This is a genomic window from Candidatus Nitrosocosmicus sp. T, assembly GCF_054408485.1.
Genome location: NZ_CP166992.1, coordinates 1,259,733 through 1,277,915 on the forward strand (window position 1 = coordinate 1,259,733; position 18,183 = coordinate 1,277,915).

Genomic DNA, 18,183 nt, shown 5'->3' on the forward strand with positions numbered 1-18,183 from the left:
TAAATTGATAAAGATTCTATGTTCTGACAAGGACAAATTCCAGTTTATTTCAAATCTCATAAATTCGTCGGACAAGTCATTTCTTTTTAAGCAATTCTTTTATTTTGACAGTATTGATTCAACTCAAGATTTCGCAATGGAATCATTAAAAGGTCCTGATGATTTCTATCCATCAGTAATAATCAGTGATTTTCAGACCGGAGGTAAGGGGAGGAAGGGTCCTAATTGGGCATCTCCTCTGGGGGGAATTTGGATGTCTGTGGCATTAAAGACTGATATGAAAACATGTGAATTATTTCGTATATTAATTATGGTTACTAAATTGCTTTGTGAGACCTTGGAAAGTCATACTAGATTAAAACCAATGGTCAAATGGCCAAATGATATTTTTATTAATGGAAAGAAGGTTGCAGGCGTTTTGATGGATGCCGAAGTCGAGAGTGATACCATAAAACAGGTAATTATTGGAATAGGCGTAAATTCCAACAATGACTTGGACTCTACAAGGCTAGCTATCAGATTTAAAAATACCGAACTTAACGATTATGATATTACAACAATTAAACATGAAAATCAGCATATTGAAATTTCCAATCAAGAGTTTATCCAATATTTCTTAAAACGAATTAGTGATACATTTCCAAAGATAACCTCAAGTGCATTAGCTGAGGAATTAACATTCTATTACAAGGATAAAATAATGGAATCACAGAAACATTTGAAATACAAATTTTCGAGAGAAGGCAATAAGTTTAATGGTGAAATAATAAAAATATACGATGACGGATCGTTGTTGGTGAAAAACTTAGAGTCTTCGCCTACTGATGATTTAATTCGGATTAACTCAGCTTTTGAACTAGGTTAATCATGAGCTGAGGAGATTGTATTGGATTTTGATAAATTAGAATCTGACAATTCATGATCCTATCATTCCGGGCATCTTAATGGGAGATCTGAACCCTTCTTCGATACTAATCCCTTCTCCAGTAAATACGGAAACACTTTTGAGCAAGGCTCCCTGCGGTGGGGATAAAATTATTGTCTGACCGGGGTCAATTCTTAATAAATTTTCAGTCAAATTTTTATTATTATCATATACGATATAAATATCATTTAGAGCCATCTTACCAGTGTTTTTTAAAACTACTCGGGAATTGACCAAGAGAGACTCAGGATCCTTTAATGCGTCTACATCCAGAGCATGATCCTTAAAGGGTACAGAAATCAAAACGTTGTAGAGAACGACCACGGTGACTACGGCAACTAATACAATCAGTATTAGCTCAACTTTCTTGACTTTCAATCCCATAATCCTACCAATTATATTTTATAAAAAAGTATTCTTTTTTGCTTATTAATTGAACTTAAAAATAAATGGTTAATAATTTCTAAGTTAAATAATCACAATATATAAAAATTTAAGTTGATGTTTGCAACAACACAGTAAGTAGTTATTTACCCTTTTACATAGATGGCTTTATTCAAACTATCTCACTATTCTGTCAAAATCTTGTGTCTCCTTTTGCTTATCTAACCATATTAGAATTAGATATAATTTTGGCAATTATATCTAGATTCCTTCACAGTGCAAAATTGATAAGTTTAAATATGATTTAAGTTTATTAAAAGTTACATCGACCAAACCGAAGGGGAACATGCTTAGTGTGCTGATAATATCAGTGCACTAAGCAATTATTATTTATAATCTTGGAAGGAATTTAAAGGACTTTATCATATCATTGGCGGTATTTTCAAAGGTATTATACTTATCTAAGGATGCTTTGTATGTTAAAATATAAATATTCTCATAATTGGAAAATACAATTTGTATCGCCTTACGATTTTGTAATTTACTATCTGTTGCTGTGAAAATTACCTTTACGGCCTTCTTCCCGTCTACAGTCGAAGTTTCAGATGTTTCCAATTTGAAATCTTTATGTTCCTTTTGAATTTGTGATACCAACTGTTTTGATGCAGAATCAGCAGATATGTTCTTTCCTGGCGTGGGGACTACTTTAACAACAAGACCCGCAGGACTGCTAACCGAATCTTTGTCCTTTGGCGCGATGAAAATAATTTCATTGTTCAGCTTCACAGACTTTTCCCAGTTAGACGGATAAGTAACGGTGAAATAAAATTTATTATCTGTATGAGTAAGCATTGATTGACTTTGGCTTTCGTGAAAAAAACCAAAAACAAAGATTCCATTAGTCACTAACTGATTATTTATGTGAAACATAAATACAGCAATAACTATATAAATCAAAATTATTCCCGTGGATTTTTGTATAGATCTCTGCGGAACTGTCATAATATCATACTTTTCAGGTAATTATTAAATATTCTAAAAATTATACAATTGGACTTTACTGAGGAGGTGGCGAAATTTATTTTGACCTTGAAATCGAAACCTCAATTGTAGAGACATTTCTAGGTTTATCATCTTCGGTGCCGGTTAGAACATCTGAACCTAACTTTACTTTCTCTACTCTATAACCTAATGTATTCATTCTCTTCACTATTATTTGAGCCACATCTACTGCCCTAGTGATGCTTTTCCCTCTAGCTTTAATAACAACAGTTGGCTCATTAGCGAGTTGTACCAGAGTTGCAGTCACATACGTCATTAGAGGTTTTTTTCCAATAAAAATTTCATTGCTCTTTCTATTTCCCGATTCGTATTTGCCATGAGACATTAAATATTATGCAAAATTCAATAATATAATAGTATATCAGTTCGTTAGCTCTTCCAAAATTTCAATTATTTTATCTGGATTTAACAGTGCCTTTTCTATAATGTTCTTATCAGTAATCTCATAACAATTGATTAGCTCGTTTTCATCCTTATAAAATAAATAAATTGAGTTATCATATATAATGGGGTATAACTTTTCTAGGATCATAAATTCAGGGTTTAACTTTATCTTATTTTCAAGATCAATTTCTACAGGGTTATTACTCATCTTCGTTCAAAATAAAAAAACAAAACAACAGGATAAATTCATTCTTCCAGCATATCGTTGTACATAGCGAAGAGAAAAATTGATAAGCTACTTATTTACGAACAGCAATTCGCCCACTATCTTTATAACAAAACCAATCCCACCTACAGCACCTATAGCCAACAATACTAGCCTAAGGTGAGTAAAATAGTCATCCTTGCTTGTCTTTTTTGCCAGCTTTAATGTTTGAAAGCATTCTATCGCTCTTCTTTGAACCGTATTGACTATTGATGATAACAATTGATTTCTAAAAGTCTAGAAGTTCCAATATAATTTTAATATTTCTAATTTCTAACGCCAATTTTAGTACATATATTATTTAACCATAATTTTGATTGCTCGTCTGTAACGAATAAACCGGTTCTTTATCTGTTCGTTGCATCTCTACGAAAGTCTCCGTAGCTTGAATGCCTTCTATTTTCCCAATCCTCTCTATTACAACTTTGTGCAGCTCTTCCAAAGTTCTTGTATTTACAGATAGGATTATATCAAAACGGCCTGTCACTTCTATAAGTGACCTTATTTCAGGAATTCTGGTGAGTTCATGATGAATTGGTTCTTTTAATTTTGGATCCCGATTTATACCAACTGTAGCCTTTATATTAATGCCCAATTGAGATTCATTTATTATGACTGTAAATTTTTTTATAAGTTCTCTTTTCAAAAGTCTTTTTATTCTGCTATATAAAACGGAGGAGTTTATGTTTAGTTTCTTACTAAGTTGGGGAATTGAAATACTTGCATCTTTTGTTAATTCTGACAAAATTTTCATATCTAATTCATCGAATCTTTGCAAGATTGACTCTATAGTATGATTATTGGTTACATTAATAAATGTAATTAAATAATTTGCTAGAAATCATAAATATAATTAAAAAATCTAGTGTTTTTTTTTATAATACATTAGTAAATATTATATTATTACGTCCACATCTTTTTGATATGTTTGGGATGTCAAAACTTCGATCTGGAAATTTTGTTTTTGTAGTAAAAAAAGATGAGAGTTCAAATTATGTAATAATAGGCAAAATTATTTCTGATAATGATAAAGTAATAAAAGTTAGGGGCACCTTTATAAAGCCAATTGGCCTGCTTCAAAGAATTAGGTCAGGAAGAGCTCAGGGAAAACCCGTTGAAGCCTTAAACAACCCGGAGCCCAACAATTGTATTTTCTTGATTATTGATAAATTGGATACTGGCGATTTTGAAGATAATGTTGATCCAAAGATAGACAAGGTAATCCCGATAAATGAGAATAGATTTTTTGTTCTCGATGGTTGGGTTAAAGAAAGCTTCTCAGAACTCTTTGGTAATTACTTTAATTCGACCTCGAATGAAGAAAAATCTGAAGCAAGGAGTATCTTGATTAAGAAAATGAATTCCTTAATGTCCCAAGAACTAAAGGAACATGTTTATGCAGTGGCACGGAGTTCACAAATTTTATAAAGTTTTATATTATGGACTTTGCAAATTTTCTTTTATCATGGAATATGTATATGCTGCTTTATTATTACATAAATTAAAGCAAGATGTCAATGAAGCTAATGTAAAAAATGTAATAAAATCAACTGGTGTTGAACCTGATGATGTTAGAGTTAAATCTTTGGTTGCCGCTATGAGTGAAATTAACATTGAGGATGCACTAAAGGCCGCTCCAATAGCCGCTGCTGCTCCAGCAGGCGCTCCAGCAACCCCCGCCGCCTCAGGCTCAGGTGCTGCAGCAAAAGAAGACGAGAAGAAAGACGAGAAGAAGGAAGAAGAAGCATTAGAAGGATTATCTTCTCTTTTCGGCTAAACTTTATCCATTTATTATTTTAAACTAATTAATTATATAATATTACTAACATCACTTTACATCTACCTAATTATTTTAACCATTCTAGGTTAAAACGGTACGCAGACGATTCAAATCATGATGGTACAGCAAATAGAAAAGTTTAACAAAAAAAATCAAAACATAGATGTAACAATAAATAATTTGTTTTGGATACGATTTAAAATTGATAGCTAAAATAATATAAAAAATTAGGGTTATTGATTGGAAGAAAACCCTTTGGATTCAAGCTGGTTTGCCAAATTGGAAGCAATTGCATTGGCCTTTAGTATCACCAATTCAATTGTGTCAGGCGAAGTGTATCCTGATTCGGAGGCCAAGGATAATCCATGCTGTTTTGCTTTCAATAGGATCAATGGCATTGATGCCTTCGTAAAGTATACTGCTTCTACTGCAATAGATAACGCTTCCTGGAAAGATTTTACTAATTCCTGTACGTAATCTGAAACTACAATTTTTAGGTCTTTTTCCTTAAATTCAAGCCCTTCGGAAATTGCATAATTTACTGATACTCCTGCTTCAATAGGTTTTACATCTAATTTGCTTAATAACGCAGCTAACTTTTGGGGGATAACATCGCCAGCTCTTGCTACAACAGTGTCTTTTGAAACCCAGATTGTTCCTTGATCTATTTTGGTTGGTACATTTGATTCTTTGAACTCAGATAAAACCGGGCCTGGATTGATTCCAGTATTGCCAGCAGGAATAACCAACTCGTTTGGGGCAATATCGCCGCCTTTAGCTGCCATGAAAATTTTGTTTTTATCAAAAGTTAAATTCATTTTAAATGGACTAAGGTTTGTAAACATTAGAGCGCATTGACCTTCTAGTTCCTTATTGAGGAATTCTAATCCTTTAACTTCCTTGAAAATTTGTTCAAAAGCTCTTTGAGCAACCTTATTTTTTATCGTTAAAATCTTGATTTCATTTCTAAACTTTTTCCTGATTGCCATAAGTTGAGCTGACCTTACTTTTGTCATCCTCGACAGTGCAATAACATCATAAGATTTGGCTAAGCTTTGTAAGTCTTCATACAATTTTATTTTTCTTTCTGGATACGAGGTTCTTCCTAATTTGTTGATGATGGCTGTTTGACTCATTACGATTATCCCTACCGGTTATTTGCCAAGGGTACTTGCTTTTAATGCTTTACCCATAGTGAATTTTATTATAGCGTTCCTAAAATTCTTGTCTCCTTGCGGAAGTTTCTTTTCAACTGAAGCAATAACCGCATTGGCATTTGCCGCTAGCTGCTCATCGGTCATCGACTCATCACCGATTTTTGTTGACATGTTTAATTGATTTTTGGATCGTATTCTTGTGGATGATCTTAATCTCGTAGCTATGTTTTCTATCGGGGCTCCATAGGGAACAGGTGTGGGCATTTTACCTTTTGGACCCAAAAATTGACCTAGTGATCGACCTACGGATGACATTAAAGTAGCATCTGCTAGGAAAAAATCATAAGAGCGAACCATTTTTCTGGCCTCTCTTCTGTTTGTTCCTATCCTGTCTAAAGTATCAGGTTCCATCACCTGATCTACACCAGCTCTCTTTGCTCGTAATCCCATGTCTCCAGTCGCGAGCATACAAAGTGAAGCACCTTTCTTTGTTGGATTAGGTAGCACTACTATTTCGTTGACACTAAATCCTTTTTTGACATCAATGTCTCTTAATACTAGAGTTATTTCAGCCGATTGAGCAAAATTTCTTTTTGGAGTGGCTTCTCTTGCCTTTTTTACAAGCTCCTTCAATTGATCATTGTTAAACATGAATATATAATGTAGACGCGCAAAGGCCATTTAAAATCGTTTTTACGACAATTGAATCATATGGAGATCCTTTGTCGCTCTCTTTGGAAATTAGATTAGTATTTTTCTACTTTTTCTTATCAAACCGGTACCCAAGCCGATTGCTGTCATTGTTATCTTACTACTACCAATCTTATTATCTAACAGCACCAGTCACGAATAATACTGCTGCTCCTAAGATAATGGAGATACCAAATCAAGTAACAATGATGTTGATAACTCTGTTACATTTAACCAATTTCAAAGTCTCTCATTGATTAATCAACCACCTCGTAGACACAGCATAAAAAAGGTTAGTCAAGCTTATGCAATTGACTATCACAAATTACTTATTTTGTTTATGTAATTGATTAATCTCTTATCAAGAAAATCAAATTGAAAATCAGTTAATGAGCCGCGCCTATACGTATTAAATATATCCCTCCTTAGATTTTCTAATTTGATAATGCTCTCGGTCTTGTCACCTACATCTGCATCCTGTATGGCTTTATTAGTTATCTGAATTAGTTTGTTAAACTTTCTTCTTTGTCCTCCCTTGAAAAACCATCCCAGCAGAACTGAAGACATGCCCGTTACACCTCCTATTAGGAAAATATATTGTTCAGTCGAAAGTGTAGGCCTAAAATTGGCAACAATATCGCCATATTCGCTGGACTTGAATTTTAGAGGGTTATCTGCACTATATGCAAGCCCTGACCATGAATCAAACGTGTATCCTCTTTCCGGTACTGCCGTGCAAGTTGCTTCGTTGTCGGTGGGAATAATAGTAGTATTTTGATTAAGATTTTTTATACCATTACACTCTATGAATCCGGAATTATCAGGACTAGTATCAAATCCAATTCTTACTATGCTTTCATCCTCTCTTCCGTCTATAATTGAAAGTGTATTGGAAGCAGTATTTGTAATATATACTAGATTGGCTATCGGGTCTACGCCAACAAAACTTGCAATAAGAGGGAATTTTATATTGGTTGGAATAGTCTCAGGATAGTCATCCCTTTCTATTATCGAAGAAGGATTTACAACGATCTCTTTTATTTTCTCCAAAGATGTTTCGTTTACCACGCTTACATCATTAGAAGCTATATTACTTACGTATACCTGATCTGAAACTGGGTTTATTTTCACTCCAACTGGAGATTCACCGGTCTGAATAGTTTGGATCACAGTGTCATCTGTACCATTTATGACTGATAGTGAATTTGAAGCGTAATTTGTAACATAAACAATGTTTCTTTCTTCATTAATGTCGATACCTACTGGGGCTTTGCCCACCGGAATGTTCTTAATGAAATTGTAATTATCTTCGTTCATGACGGTGATGGTAGAATTAGCAATGTTGGAAATGTACACCTTGTTTGAAAGTGGGTTAACGTTGATACCGTACGGAGTATTCACACCATCTATCGTCCTGATAACCTCATTGGTTATTCCATCAATCACCGAAATTGAATTTGAATCAATATTTGTAACATATACCCAATTACTTGATTGGTCCACCGCGACTTGAACCGGGGCTTTGCCCACCGTAGTATTATCAATAACTGAATCAGTAGAACCGTCGATGATTGTAACGTCATTAGATCCTCTGTTTGTTACATAAATTCTATTATTAAATTGGTTCATATCTATACTATAAGGAAAAATCCCAGTCTCAATTGTACTTAATAGTTTATCCGTTTTAGCATCAAACACTGAAACTGTATTGGAATACTGATTTGCGACATAGATTTTTTGGGTAATAGGATTGATAGTTATTCCTACTGGATAGCTTCCAGTATCAAATCCAGAGATGAATCTCTTGTCTTCCTCTTGGGCCATCACAAAATTGTTAGTTATCATTCTGTCTAATTCAACATTCATTGCTTCAAACAAATACAGTCTGTCAACAGCAGAAGGAGGATCAAAGTAACTTTGTAAATTGACCAAAATTAAAAAAATAAATGATATGGATATCGGTAAGCAAGACTTCACATAATGACTTTGAGCTTTGCAATTATAATTTTTTGTATCATACCTTATAATATCGTGTAAATAAGGTCAGAAATATTGTTCTAGGCAAATCATACTTAACAATTATATCTTCACTATCCTTATTAAATAAAAAGGGACCTAAAAGACGTGGTACAACTAAAATTCATCAATATATCATTAGCCGTAATCTTATGTTTTAATAGCATGTTTGTTTTTTCAATTAATCCTTTTATGTATGACTTTCCTGCAACGTCATTCGAGGTAGCGGGCCAAAACAATGAAGGCGTCTTTAGTTCCTTAAGTAGGAATTTTGAACAAACCATTGAGGAAATAAACAGTGCAGATGAAAAGAGCACCGCTACTACCCAGAGTGACTCCTCTAATACTGGGGATGAAAAAAGTAACACCGTAGATATCACTGATACAACAGCCGAATCTTCTAGTCTTGACAGTAATAATTCTACGATAACTGACGACTTGGCAAATAGAAATCAGAGTGATTTAAATAATCAAAATTAATTGATAATAGAATTTTTCTCAAAACATTGAAACTCTTGTCCTTGGTAATACTTCAAAGGAGCATAAATTAGTAATATTTAAGGAAAAAACGCATAGAGTAAGGAGTATGATATCTAACCCTCATTTTTCTGTTTAAGTATAAAGTTATTTCACAATTTCGGAAAGATAATAAACACTTTTGGTATATTGCATATACCTTTATTCAACAACGCAAGGACACCCGAATTAATTTATATTTTAAAAATCTTTATTTGCCTTTTTTAAAGAGGTTAATTAATTCTGGGAAGAAACAAAGACATGATAAATTTTATCTTTATTAGGTTTAAATTAATTTGATCATGGTCGATGAGTTAGTAAAAATAAAAGTTTGGATATTCAAAGGTATATGTAAATGGGTAAAGCTATGCTACGAGATCTGCTATTGCCTCGCCACCGGACGTTATATTTGTTATGTTGCTAACTGTACCTGTCTCCCCAATAGGTGAAAGCCCCTTTTGAGCAAGCACTTCGTTTAGTATGGTGGTATCATATATTCCTGAAAGATTTGGTCGATCTTTTCCTTTCTCTATAAATCCTAAATCATAAGCGTCATTTGCACTCTTAAAGAGAGATAATTTTAATGGATCGTAGGTGATATCTATATTAGTGTAGGCCTTATTTAATACGTTTTCTGAAATTTCTTGACCAGTAATTTTCTTCAACTGAGTATTAAATTCTTTTGCTGCTTCCGCTGTATTGTTGTTGATCCAAAGCGTTTCATTCACATGGGCTTCAATAAGCTTCTTTATAATTTCAGGATTGTCTCTAAGATAATCTGTTCTGACTATTAAATTGCCAGTTACGAATTTACCATCAGGCCATAAGGTTCTCTCGTCAAGAAACACCTTGCCGTCTGCCTCTTGAACCAGTCTTGTAGCCCATGGTTCTGGTACCCAAGCACCGTCGATTTCCTTTTTCAAAAATACTGTTAATATATCTGCATTTGCGATGGGTAACACCGTTACGTTTCCACCATTTTCAACAGTGTTAAAACCATTGTCAATCAAGTATTTTCGCAAAGCAACATCTTGCGTGTTACCTAATTGAGGGGATGCAAATTTCTTTCCTCCCAGGTCATTGACAGTTTCAATACCCGAATCATTTCTAACAACAAATGAGGCTCCACCACTAGATGCACCGGAGATTACCCTAAGATCATTGCCGCCTGTAAGTAGATATCCATTAATGGCAGGATTAGGGCCAATATAAGTGGCATCAATTCTATCAGCTAAAAGCGATTCAATCGCAGATGGTCCAGCATTAAATCGAATAGCTTCGACAGTAACATTATCCCCTAGAGTTTTCTGAAAATCATCATTATTTAATCCAATCACGGCTTGTGAGTGAGTGATATTTGGAAAGTAACCTATTCTCAAAGTCTTTTTTTCACTGACCACCGATTGTGCACCTGCAATTGAAATAGGTGCTGATATCAAAACAACTGCAATAATAATCATTGTAAAGCCCAAGATCATTGGTCGTCTTCCACTTACAAAACTTTTTGGTACTTTGAAACTTTTTCTTGCTGACTTGTAAATCATTATTTTGTTTATAATTTACATAACTTATTAGTCATTTTCATTGTGCCATTTTCCTATTTATTACGCAATTTATGCATATATTCTGCGCGTCATCGCTGGTTATATTAACGTGCTTAGCTCTCTTGATTAGTTATTATTTTCATTGTATTAAGAGTATTTCTCAAAAAATGATATTAGCCTACAGACTATTTATTGTCTTATTATAAAGCTTGCATGCACCGTTACGAAAGCTCAACAAATTATAAAGAAATTAATCTGAAAAATATGTAAATACAATATTGTAATGCTGATGGGGAAAAAAGTAAAGATATTTTTTTTGATTTCTTGATTTGGTGATTACGATATATTTTGAAATAAATGATTCCATTCATTAGTAAAGTATTTATTTACTAATAAATAGGAACCGACCATTACTAATTATCGAACGGCATTAAGTCCCTTACTTGCCAGTACTTCATTTAAAAGATCAAGATCATAAATACTTTCCAAGTCAATTTCGCTATCACTCCCTAAGTTAATGTATCCCAAGTCGCTCGCATCCTCCGCAATCTTGTTAAGCGATGCCGAGAGTGGGTCGTAGGTAAATTCTATCCTTGCTAGCGCATCTTTTAGTTGATTCAATGGATAAACTTTACCAGTAATTTTCTTTAAGCCTTCATTGAACGCGACCGTTAATTCGTCGATGTTTTCTTCATCAAGTTTGGTATCATTAGTTTTCGATAATTTTTGGTTTATCCAAAGGGTTTCATCTACATGGACTTCAAGCAACTTTTTTATGATCTCAGGATTGTCTCTAAGATAGTCGGTTCTAACCAAAATATTTGCTGTTACAAATTTACCATCCGGTGGCCAGAGGTCTCTTTCATCGACTAAGATGAATCCATTGCCTTGTTCTTTTAAAATCGCTACTACTGGTTCAGGTACCCATGCTCCATCAATCTCTTTTTTTAGGAACAATGTGATTATATCTGCAGGTTTTGCCGCCACCACTGTTACGTTTCCACCATTTTCAACAGTGTTAAAACCATTGTCAATCAAGTATTTTCGCAAAGCAACATCTTGCGTGTTACCTAATTGAGGGGATGCAAATTTCTTTCCTCCCAGGTCATTGACAGTTTCAATACCCGAATCATTTCTAACAACAAATGAGGCTCCACCACTAGATGCACCAGAGATTATTCGTAAACCTTCTCCCCCAGATACAATGTATCCATTAATAGCAGGATTAGGGCCCACATATGCTACGTCAATTTGACCCGCATATAGTGCTTCGATCGCAGAGGGACCAGCCGTAAATACGTACTCCGATAACGAGATATTACCTAAATTCTCGTCATTGTTTAGTGATTTTTGAAAATCTCCATTTTTTAAACCGATAATGGGTTGTGCATGATTTAGATTCGGAAAATATCCAATTTTTAAAGAATCCGCCTTCGGGTTTTTACTTTGATTTGTAGAAGCCGTTGAACTATTATCCTGACCTAGAAATGAGGCCCAGTTGAAGTTTAAATTAGAAGAAAGAATTACTACAATAATTATGGCAAATGAAATACTCAGTTTCGCTATTGAATTCATACTATTTTTTTGTAAATGGGATGTATTAGTAATTAGAAATAGGCAAAAAATGTATGTTGCACGTAGTTTTTACCAAGATTTAGGGAATTCAGCACAGCAAAGATGTACTCCGATTATCATTAACCCTACAATCTTACTCTATAAGGGCCCAGATGGAGGATTATATCTAAAAAATCAGTCAAGCAGCCGGGGGGGGGGGGGGGGGAAGAGGGGGTTGAAATCATTTATTTTCTATATCCTGTTCTTGTCTTAATCCCCATTTTTCTCTAACTTTATCATCTAGTTTTGCAAAGATTACCTTATCAAATATCATTCCTAGCGCGAAGATAGTAATCATAGATGCTATTATCTGATCCATCAGCTGAAACTCCCTTCCGATTAAAAGGATATGTCCTATACCTATAGATGCGGCCATTAGTATTTCCGCTCCGACCAAAGCGTGCCAAGCAAATGACCACGCTTGTTTTATTCCTATTATTAATGCAGGAGTGGCTGCTGGTATCATCATATATCTAAATAATGAAAAGCCTTTAGCTCCCATGTTTCTTGCAGCCTTTACATAAATAGGAGGTATATTTCTTATTCCACTATATGCAGACATCATGACTGAAAATACTGAACTCATTATAACAACAAATAGTATTCCAATATCATTTAGACCAATAAGCAAGATGGCAAATGGAACCCACGCAACACTGGGAAAAGACTGTAATCCTACTGCAAAAGAACTCATTGTTTTTCCAAAACCAGCAAATCTAACCATTGCAAGTCCTACACAAACCCCAATTACTATTGATGCAGCAAATCCAATCAAGAGCCTGTAAAGCGTGACTCCTATACTTATTAACAAAGTGTTATCTAAAATTAGTTCATAGAACGATTCTACCACCATTAAGGGAGATGGTAGTGATACTTTGGGCCAAATACCACTTAAATACGCTAGTTGCCATATGCCAATAAACACTGCAAGAAATAAAACAGTATTCGCAAATTCATCAAATTTAATTTTCTTTTTTAAGTGAATCTTATTTTTCTTTGAGCTTTTATTGTCCGAGGATGTAAATTCTGATTCTTCGATAGACTGTAATTCCTCTAAATTAATTTTTGCTTTATCCTTATTTTTCCGTTTATTTTCATCGTCATCATCATCGAGGGCCTTATACAAAGAAATCCTGTTTATTATTAGGTCTCCCGTATATCAATTTTCTTTATCAGGACTTTACAATTCTCTCATCTTAAATCCTATAACCGATTTATTATGAAAATCGGCTCCTTAATTATACAAATTGTCACTGGATTCTTGGAAACGTCAGCATTGTTTTTAACAAAAACTTTCACTTTTTCGTGTTCTGCTATTATTAAAAAATTATTTTGAACAAAACCGGATTCAATATTGACTGTCATTATTGAAATTTCCTAAAGCCTCAAAAAAAGGGACTAAATCAAAGTAACATGTAGCATAAGTATCGAGAGCATAAACCGGTAACGATTAAATCAGCATGCATCTTAAGTTTGACCGTATATCCTATAGCTCATATCTATTCGTCCTAGATCAAACTGTATACTTTTTTCTGATGCATTCTAAGCTATTCTTTTCTATTATCAAACCTTGCTCCCTAAATTCTTCGACCGAGGCTTGAACTGTCCAATAAGGAAGATTGGTAACATAAATCAATTAGCTTTGATAATTAAGATAGTTACTCCTAATTAAGTAGTAAAAAAATTTTGGGGCCGGAGTACCTTCAGTTCATTTCTTAACTGGTGTAATGCTAAAGCTTGCCTTAAAGAGGAAACACCTCTCCTCTTAGAATCAATGGATAATACATCATTATGTTTTATTTCACACAATTTTACTGGAAATTAGTATTTAGATATGTAAACTAAAAGACTGATTACTAATACAGGTAGGCGATCACTTCTTAGAAACCAGACTAGGTTCTTTCAATAATTTTATACTGTTTGGATCGAATTTCATCCAAAATGTGATCCTCTGAATGAAATCTTAGATTTGTTGGTCGACTACCAGTCACCATTCGAAATACGCAGATTATAAATTGGGATATTTTGATGGATATGACGGACAGATGGACCAATAGTAGTAATTCAAGAAAAATATGTAATTGTCTTATTTAGAAAGAAACATTTGGATTTGTCATTGGCACGAGTAAATCTAGGCCGGTTATAATGAATTAAGACTGTCTAATGTAAGAATATTTTTTTTTGCCAAGCACAATACTATCGAGATTAACTAATTAATCCCCATGTTCTATCTACATAACTTTTACCTTCTATTTTAGACAACGAATACAAATTCTCAAAGATAGATGATGATAAAAGGCATGATCTTATCAGTAGATTTATTAATTTCAACGATGTTCTGGTCCCTAAATTAATAGGGTAACCGGATTGAGACTTGGTAAATTATATGCTAAATACAAAGATTATATCCTGTTCAATAAAAACATCATAATTTCAGGAATTTTTGCATTCTTTGCGGGGGCAATATTTACTCAATTTTATTCAGAATTAAGTTCAGACAGTCTATCAAACTCAATCGTTACCCTACTTTTCGAATATTGTATTTACATTCCTATTTTTTCATATTTGTTCTATCTAGATAATAAATCAAGATATTACTATCCGGAAACTGGCAAAAAAAATTATGATAGGATTAAGTCAGATATTAAGAAGCTAATTACAGCGTTTGCGATTTCCGAGGCGATTTATTCAGTTTCAAAAGTAGTTTTACATTATCAATTGCTAATACTTGGTTTCATCGAACCATATCAGTCTTCAATGATAGCTTCTATCATTGCATGGATGATTTTTCTGTTGATCATTAATTTAAGTGTAAAAGCAGTCCACCTCTTTAAATCAAAATAGATCAGAGATTCTGAGAACAATAAGCTGAGACCATCTACCTCTATTCTCGCTAATTCTCTGTAATTTTGACAAATTACGGTCTATATAAAGTGACGATTATAAATTAGTCAATTGAATTTGTGACCCAAATCTATGCTAATAGTTATCAATATTACCCCTTCTATATGAGATAATGGCATGAGAATTGGTGCGGGGATAGTGTTTTTTGATGACGCTAAAGGCTTGAAGAGATGCCTACACTCAATTGCATCCGATGTTGATCTAGTTATAACTATAGATGGGAAATTTAAGGAATTTGAAGAGGACTATGACGTCAGCATTGATGGCTCCAGAGAGATTGTAGAGTCGTTTCCTAACACGAGATATTATTGTTATCCCAATATAACTGAAATTGAAAAAAGGAACAAGTATCTAGAGATTGCTGCTCAACTAGGAATTGATTTTTTGATTGTAATAGATTCAGATGAGTATGCAGTAATTGACAAAAAGACACTTAAGAGAAATTTACATTTCATAAAGGCTGCGAAGGAACTGTCTGAATCCTGTAACGAATCCATTCCAGAAGTCTATGGAATAAAGATGTTTGATGAGCAATATGAAAAACAGAACAGAATTATAGAAAGATATAACGAAAGGTTGCTCTACAAACCCGGATATCTTCGATATTCTTCAATACATAGTAATTTAATAGATATTAACAACAGGAATAGGAATTTTACCACGGCAAAATACACTGCTGAAATCGACGGCATTACACTATATAATGATGACCGCCTTAGAAGTTCAAGTTATATTAGTAAAAGCTTAAAATATCAGACTTATCTGTTCAATTCAGAAAGGATCGAACGAAAAAGAATAGTGGGATATGAAACTCTAAGATATAAATAAATAAACTAATCTTTTCTTTCGCAAATGATTTGTTTCTAGATATGTAATCTTATGTGTCCACCGGCACGAGGGAACAAGGATTTGTCTTACTAAGATGGGGGGCTTTTCCGGATTTTTTAACTCATGCATTGAATCTACCTAAAATTAATTGTTTATAGTAGAAGACTCGTGATTTTTTTTAACTTAAACCCAAAATAATTTGGTTTGTTAAGATATAAGATATAATCATAAATTCATCTAAACCTAATTCGCGGTGGTAGCTCACATCCTTTTATAGTTAAATTCATCCTCATGATATTGGATATCATATTTGGAGACAAAGCCGATCCCCCTATTTCCATTGCTCTTTTCCAACTTCGTAGGAACATTAGGATTTAGTATCGTATTGCCTTTCTTAGTATTTCTTGTGGTTGATTTTGGAGGTAATTCTGTAATTTATGGAATACTCTCATCCATATATCCAGCATTTCAGTTGATTGGGGCACCCATATTGGGGCGATGGTCTGACACTTTTGGTCGAAAGAAAGTTCTCTTAATTAGTACTGCTGGTACTTTAATTGGTTGGATCATATTTCTATTTGCCTTGTATATGCCGAAATTTGAACTAATTGATATAGATAATGCTCTTATTGGAGCTTTTACACTTTCCTTGCCCTTGGTAGTGTTATTTGCGGCCCGTGCTATAGACGGAATAACTGGTGGAAATATTTCTGTTGCCAATGCCTATGTTGCAGACTTGTCGGACGACACGACTAGAAGCAAGAATTTTGGAAAGATGGCTATTTCTTCTAACCTGGGATTCATAGTTGGTCCCGCTCTGGCAGGTATTCTAGGAGGAACCATTTATGGGAATATTTTACCAGTACCTTGTTGCTATTTTTGTTTCGTTTATCGCACTTACTGCAATCTGGATATTATTAAAAGAATCAAATAAGCTCTCAAAAGAAATCCCACCAATTCAAAAAAATAGCATTCAGAGGGCGTATTCATATGAATGTAAAGATTGCTTTAATCCTCCAAATCCTGAAAAGCTCAGGTTCAAAGACATTTTCAAATTAAAATATATACCATTATTTATGGTATTGAACTTTTTCATTTTTCTAGGGTTTAATATTTTTTATACATCGTTTCCGATTCACGCAGTATCAAGCCTAAAATGGACCATTACAGAAATGGGTATTTTCTATGCTATCTTAAGTGGACTAATGATACTGGTACAAGGTCCAATTCTAAAAAAGGCATCTCAAATATTTTCAGAAGGTAATCTGATAATTATCGGAAGCTTTGTTTTAGGCGTAAATTTTATACTATTTTTTTCGAACAGCATGATATTAATTTATTTTGCTACGATTCTTTTTGCAGTTGGCAATGGATTGATGTGGCCGTCATTCATGTCTATTCTTTCAAAATTTGCCGGAAATGTTCAACAGGGTGCGGTGCAAGGAGTTGCCAGTAGCATAGGGAGTTTGGCAAGTATTATTGGATTGATCATAGGTGGATTCCTGTATAATACTATAGGTACCCCTACTTTTTTGGTTGCTGCATCAATTATTTTTGTCGTCTTTGTGTTGTCATTTAAAATTTTGAAGATTCAAAGAACATTCAAAGTTAATTAGAATCATAATAAATGGATTTCTAATGATTCAAACACACATTAAATATTAAATTCATATTATCACACCAATTACGATGTTTTTATAGCATAATTTTAGGCGTAAAGAATGACTATATGGATCTAATTTCCGACTCAGTATTCTCCATTTAAAATTGTTTTATCAGTCCAATGGACTTGATTAACGCTCTACTAATAAATGAAAATAAAAGTGCGCAGGGGAAATGAATTCTAATGCACGCTATTCGTAGGCGCACTATTTTATTTAATTAGAACCTATGATATATGAAGATATGAAAAATTATGCCAAACAACTGTCGGGTATCTTTTGCTCTGGGCAGACCTTTGCTATAGCCAGTGAAAGTCATAAACATGGACTATTACCCACTTCCTTAAATCATTTAGATTTCACAGGAACATCTGGTTTGCTAACACCAATTATACACTTCGAGTATTTTAACACATCAAACAACAGTTTGGAGAATGATTCAAATTGAAGAAT

General features: G+C 33.8%; 21 protein-coding genes. 8 read left to right on the top strand and 13 right to left on the bottom strand.

Annotated features, from left to right (window positions below; genetic code table 11):
- Positions 1-4 precede the first annotated feature (4 nt).
- A complete protein-coding gene (locus AB0A59_RS06585) occupies positions 5-865 on the top strand; it encodes a biotin--[acetyl-CoA-carboxylase] ligase (RefSeq protein WP_458747280.1) in 861 nt (286 codons plus the stop codon).
- A gap of 51 nt (positions 866-916) precedes the next feature.
- On the opposite strand, the gene AB0A59_RS06590 is transcribed toward AB0A59_RS06585, so the two are convergent.
- The 6 genes from AB0A59_RS06590 to AB0A59_RS06615 form a co-directional block, all read right to left on the bottom strand.
- Positions 917-1,303, bottom strand: a complete 387-nt coding sequence (locus tag AB0A59_RS06590) for a hypothetical protein (RefSeq protein ID WP_458747281.1) — start codon at positions 1,301-1,303, stop codon at positions 917-919.
- A 396-nt stretch (positions 1,304-1,699) separates the two neighbouring features.
- A complete protein-coding gene (locus AB0A59_RS06595) occupies positions 1,700-2,311 on the bottom strand; it encodes a PsbP-related protein (protein ID WP_458747282.1) in 612 nt (203 codons plus the stop codon).
- Positions 2,312-2,387: 76 nt separating this feature from the next.
- A complete protein-coding gene (locus AB0A59_RS06600; RefSeq protein WP_458747283.1) occupies positions 2,388-2,696 on the bottom strand; it encodes a DNA-binding protein in 309 nt (102 codons plus the stop codon).
- A 36-nt stretch (positions 2,697-2,732) separates the two neighbouring features.
- Positions 2,733-2,963 carry a hypothetical protein gene (locus AB0A59_RS06605; RefSeq protein WP_458747284.1) on the bottom strand — a complete coding sequence of 77 codons (231 nt, stop codon included), beginning with the start codon at positions 2,961-2,963 and terminating at the stop codon, positions 2,733-2,735.
- Between the two features lie 87 nt (positions 2,964-3,050).
- Positions 3,051-3,242 carry a SecE/sec61-gamma family protein translocase subunit gene (locus AB0A59_RS06610; protein ID WP_458747285.1) on the bottom strand — a complete coding sequence of 64 codons (192 nt, stop codon included), beginning with the start codon at positions 3,240-3,242 and terminating at the stop codon, positions 3,051-3,053.
- Positions 3,243-3,321: 79 nt separating this feature from the next.
- Positions 3,322-3,774 (bottom strand): Lrp/AsnC family transcriptional regulator, encoded by a 453-nt coding sequence (locus AB0A59_RS06615; RefSeq protein WP_458747286.1) that lies wholly within the window; start codon positions 3,772-3,774, stop codon positions 3,322-3,324.
- 170 nt (positions 3,775-3,944) lie between these two features.
- Between AB0A59_RS06615 and AB0A59_RS06620 the strand changes: the two genes are divergently transcribed.
- Complete coding sequence (locus AB0A59_RS06620) at positions 3,945-4,448, top strand: hypothetical protein (RefSeq protein WP_458747287.1); 504 nt, start codon at positions 3,945-3,947, stop codon at positions 4,446-4,448.
- A 37-nt stretch (positions 4,449-4,485) separates the two neighbouring features.
- Positions 4,486-4,797, top strand: a complete 312-nt coding sequence (gene rpl12p, locus AB0A59_RS06625) for a 50S ribosomal protein P1 (protein WP_458747288.1) — start codon at positions 4,486-4,488, stop codon at positions 4,795-4,797.
- 236 nt (positions 4,798-5,033) lie between these two features.
- Here the strand turns inward: rpl12p and rplJ are convergent, their stop codons facing one another.
- From rplJ to AB0A59_RS06640, 3 genes are all read right to left on the bottom strand, one after another.
- The gene (gene rplJ, locus AB0A59_RS06630) at positions 5,034-5,936 is read right to left on the bottom strand and encodes a 50S ribosomal protein L10 (protein ID WP_458747289.1); all 903 of its coding nucleotides are present in this window, start codon (positions 5,934-5,936) and stop codon (positions 5,034-5,036) included.
- 18 nt (positions 5,937-5,954) lie between these two features.
- On the bottom strand, positions 5,955-6,608 hold the full coding sequence (locus AB0A59_RS06635) for a 50S ribosomal protein L1 (protein WP_458747290.1): 654 nt from the start codon (positions 6,606-6,608) through the stop codon (positions 5,955-5,957).
- A gap of 357 nt (positions 6,609-6,965) precedes the next feature.
- Positions 6,966-8,579: a YVTN family beta-propeller repeat protein gene (locus AB0A59_RS06640; protein WP_458747291.1), complete on the bottom strand. Its 1,614-nt coding sequence runs from the start codon at positions 8,577-8,579 to the stop codon at positions 6,966-6,968.
- Positions 8,580-8,855: 276 nt separating this feature from the next.
- On the opposite strand from AB0A59_RS06640, the gene AB0A59_RS06645 reads away from it, so the two are divergent.
- Positions 8,856-9,143 carry a hypothetical protein gene (locus AB0A59_RS06645; RefSeq protein ID WP_458747292.1) on the top strand — a complete coding sequence of 96 codons (288 nt, stop codon included), beginning with the start codon at positions 8,856-8,858 and terminating at the stop codon, positions 9,141-9,143.
- 401 nt (positions 9,144-9,544) lie between these two features.
- Here AB0A59_RS06645 and AB0A59_RS06650 read toward each other — a convergent pair whose 3' ends face one another.
- The 4 genes from AB0A59_RS06650 to AB0A59_RS06665 form a co-directional block, all read right to left on the bottom strand.
- Complete coding sequence (locus AB0A59_RS06650; protein ID WP_458747293.1) at positions 9,545-10,723, bottom strand: ABC transporter substrate-binding protein; 1,179 nt, start codon at positions 10,721-10,723, stop codon at positions 9,545-9,547.
- 417 nt (positions 10,724-11,140) lie between these two features.
- Positions 11,141-12,298 (bottom strand): ABC transporter substrate-binding protein, encoded by a 1,158-nt coding sequence (locus AB0A59_RS06655; RefSeq protein WP_458747294.1) that lies wholly within the window; start codon positions 12,296-12,298, stop codon positions 11,141-11,143.
- A 220-nt stretch (positions 12,299-12,518) separates the two neighbouring features.
- Positions 12,519-13,463: an ABC transporter permease gene (locus AB0A59_RS06660; protein WP_458747295.1), complete on the bottom strand. Its 945-nt coding sequence runs from the start codon at positions 13,461-13,463 to the stop codon at positions 12,519-12,521.
- A 77-nt stretch (positions 13,464-13,540) separates the two neighbouring features.
- Positions 13,541-13,702 carry a hypothetical protein gene (locus AB0A59_RS06665; RefSeq protein WP_458747296.1) on the bottom strand — a complete coding sequence of 54 codons (162 nt, stop codon included), beginning with the start codon at positions 13,700-13,702 and terminating at the stop codon, positions 13,541-13,543.
- A gap of 1,656 nt (positions 13,703-15,358) precedes the next feature.
- Between AB0A59_RS06665 and AB0A59_RS06670 the strand changes: the two genes are divergently transcribed.
- The 4 genes from AB0A59_RS06670 (at position 15,359) to AB0A59_RS06685 (ending at position 18,178) form a co-directional block, all read left to right on the top strand.
- Positions 15,359-16,069 (top strand): glycosyltransferase family 2 protein, encoded by a 711-nt coding sequence (locus AB0A59_RS06670; protein WP_458747297.1) that lies wholly within the window; start codon positions 15,359-15,361, stop codon positions 16,067-16,069.
- Between the two features lie 310 nt (positions 16,070-16,379).
- Positions 16,380-17,003: an MFS transporter gene (locus AB0A59_RS06675; protein ID WP_458747298.1), complete on the top strand. Its 624-nt coding sequence runs from the start codon at positions 16,380-16,382 to the stop codon at positions 17,001-17,003.
- Positions 16,915-17,685: an MFS transporter gene (locus AB0A59_RS06680; RefSeq protein WP_458747299.1), complete on the top strand. Its 771-nt coding sequence runs from the start codon at positions 16,915-16,917 to the stop codon at positions 17,683-17,685. The genes AB0A59_RS06675 and AB0A59_RS06680 overlap by 89 nt, the downstream gene beginning before the upstream one ends.
- Before the next feature lie 289 nt (positions 17,686-17,974).
- A complete protein-coding gene (locus AB0A59_RS06685) occupies positions 17,975-18,178 on the top strand; it encodes a hypothetical protein (protein ID WP_458747300.1) in 204 nt (67 codons plus the stop codon).
- Positions 18,179-18,183 lie beyond the last annotated feature (5 nt).

Bases quoted from the DNA above. Each gene is read 5' to 3' on its own strand.
- AB0A59_RS06655 (WP_458747294.1), bottom strand. From the start codon at position 12,298: ATGAATTCAATAGCGAAACTGAGTATTTCATTTGCCATAATTATTGTA.
- AB0A59_RS06685 (WP_458747300.1), top strand. From the start codon at position 17,975: ATGAAAAATTATGCCAAACAACTGTCGGGTATCTTTTGCTCTGGGCAG.
- AB0A59_RS06615 (WP_458747286.1), bottom strand. From the start codon at position 3,774: ATGAAAATTTTGTCAGAATTAACAAAAGATGCAAGTATTTCAATTCCC.
- AB0A59_RS06645 (WP_458747292.1), top strand. From the start codon at position 8,856: ATGTATGACTTTCCTGCAACGTCATTCGAGGTAGCGGGCCAAAACAAT.
- rplJ (WP_458747289.1), bottom strand. From the start codon at position 5,936: ATGAGTCAAACAGCCATCATCAACAAATTAGGAAGAACCTCGTATCCA.
- AB0A59_RS06620 (WP_458747287.1), top strand. From the start codon at position 3,945: ATGTTTGGGATGTCAAAACTTCGATCTGGAAATTTTGTTTTTGTAGTA.
- AB0A59_RS06650 (WP_458747293.1), bottom strand. From the start codon at position 10,723: ATGATTTACAAGTCAGCAAGAAAAAGTTTCAAAGTACCAAAAAGTTTT.
- AB0A59_RS06670 (WP_458747297.1), top strand. From the start codon at position 15,359: ATGAGAATTGGTGCGGGGATAGTGTTTTTTGATGACGCTAAAGGCTTG.
- AB0A59_RS06635 (WP_458747290.1), bottom strand. From the start codon at position 6,608: ATGTTTAACAATGATCAATTGAAGGAGCTTGTAAAAAAGGCAAGAGAA.
- AB0A59_RS06595 (WP_458747282.1), bottom strand. From the start codon at position 2,311: ATGACAGTTCCGCAGAGATCTATACAAAAATCCACGGGAATAATTTTG.
- AB0A59_RS06605 (WP_458747284.1), bottom strand. From the start codon at position 2,963: ATGAGTAATAACCCTGTAGAAATTGATCTTGAAAATAAGATAAAGTTA.
- AB0A59_RS06680 (WP_458747299.1), top strand. From the start codon at position 16,915: ATGGGAATATTTTACCAGTACCTTGTTGCTATTTTTGTTTCGTTTATC.
- AB0A59_RS06600 (WP_458747283.1), bottom strand. From the start codon at position 2,696: ATGTCTCATGGCAAATACGAATCGGGAAATAGAAAGAGCAATGAAATT.
- AB0A59_RS06665 (WP_458747296.1), bottom strand. From the start codon at position 13,702: ATGACAGTCAATATTGAATCCGGTTTTGTTCAAAATAATTTTTTAATA.
- rpl12p (WP_458747288.1), top strand. From the start codon at position 4,486: ATGGAATATGTATATGCTGCTTTATTATTACATAAATTAAAGCAAGAT.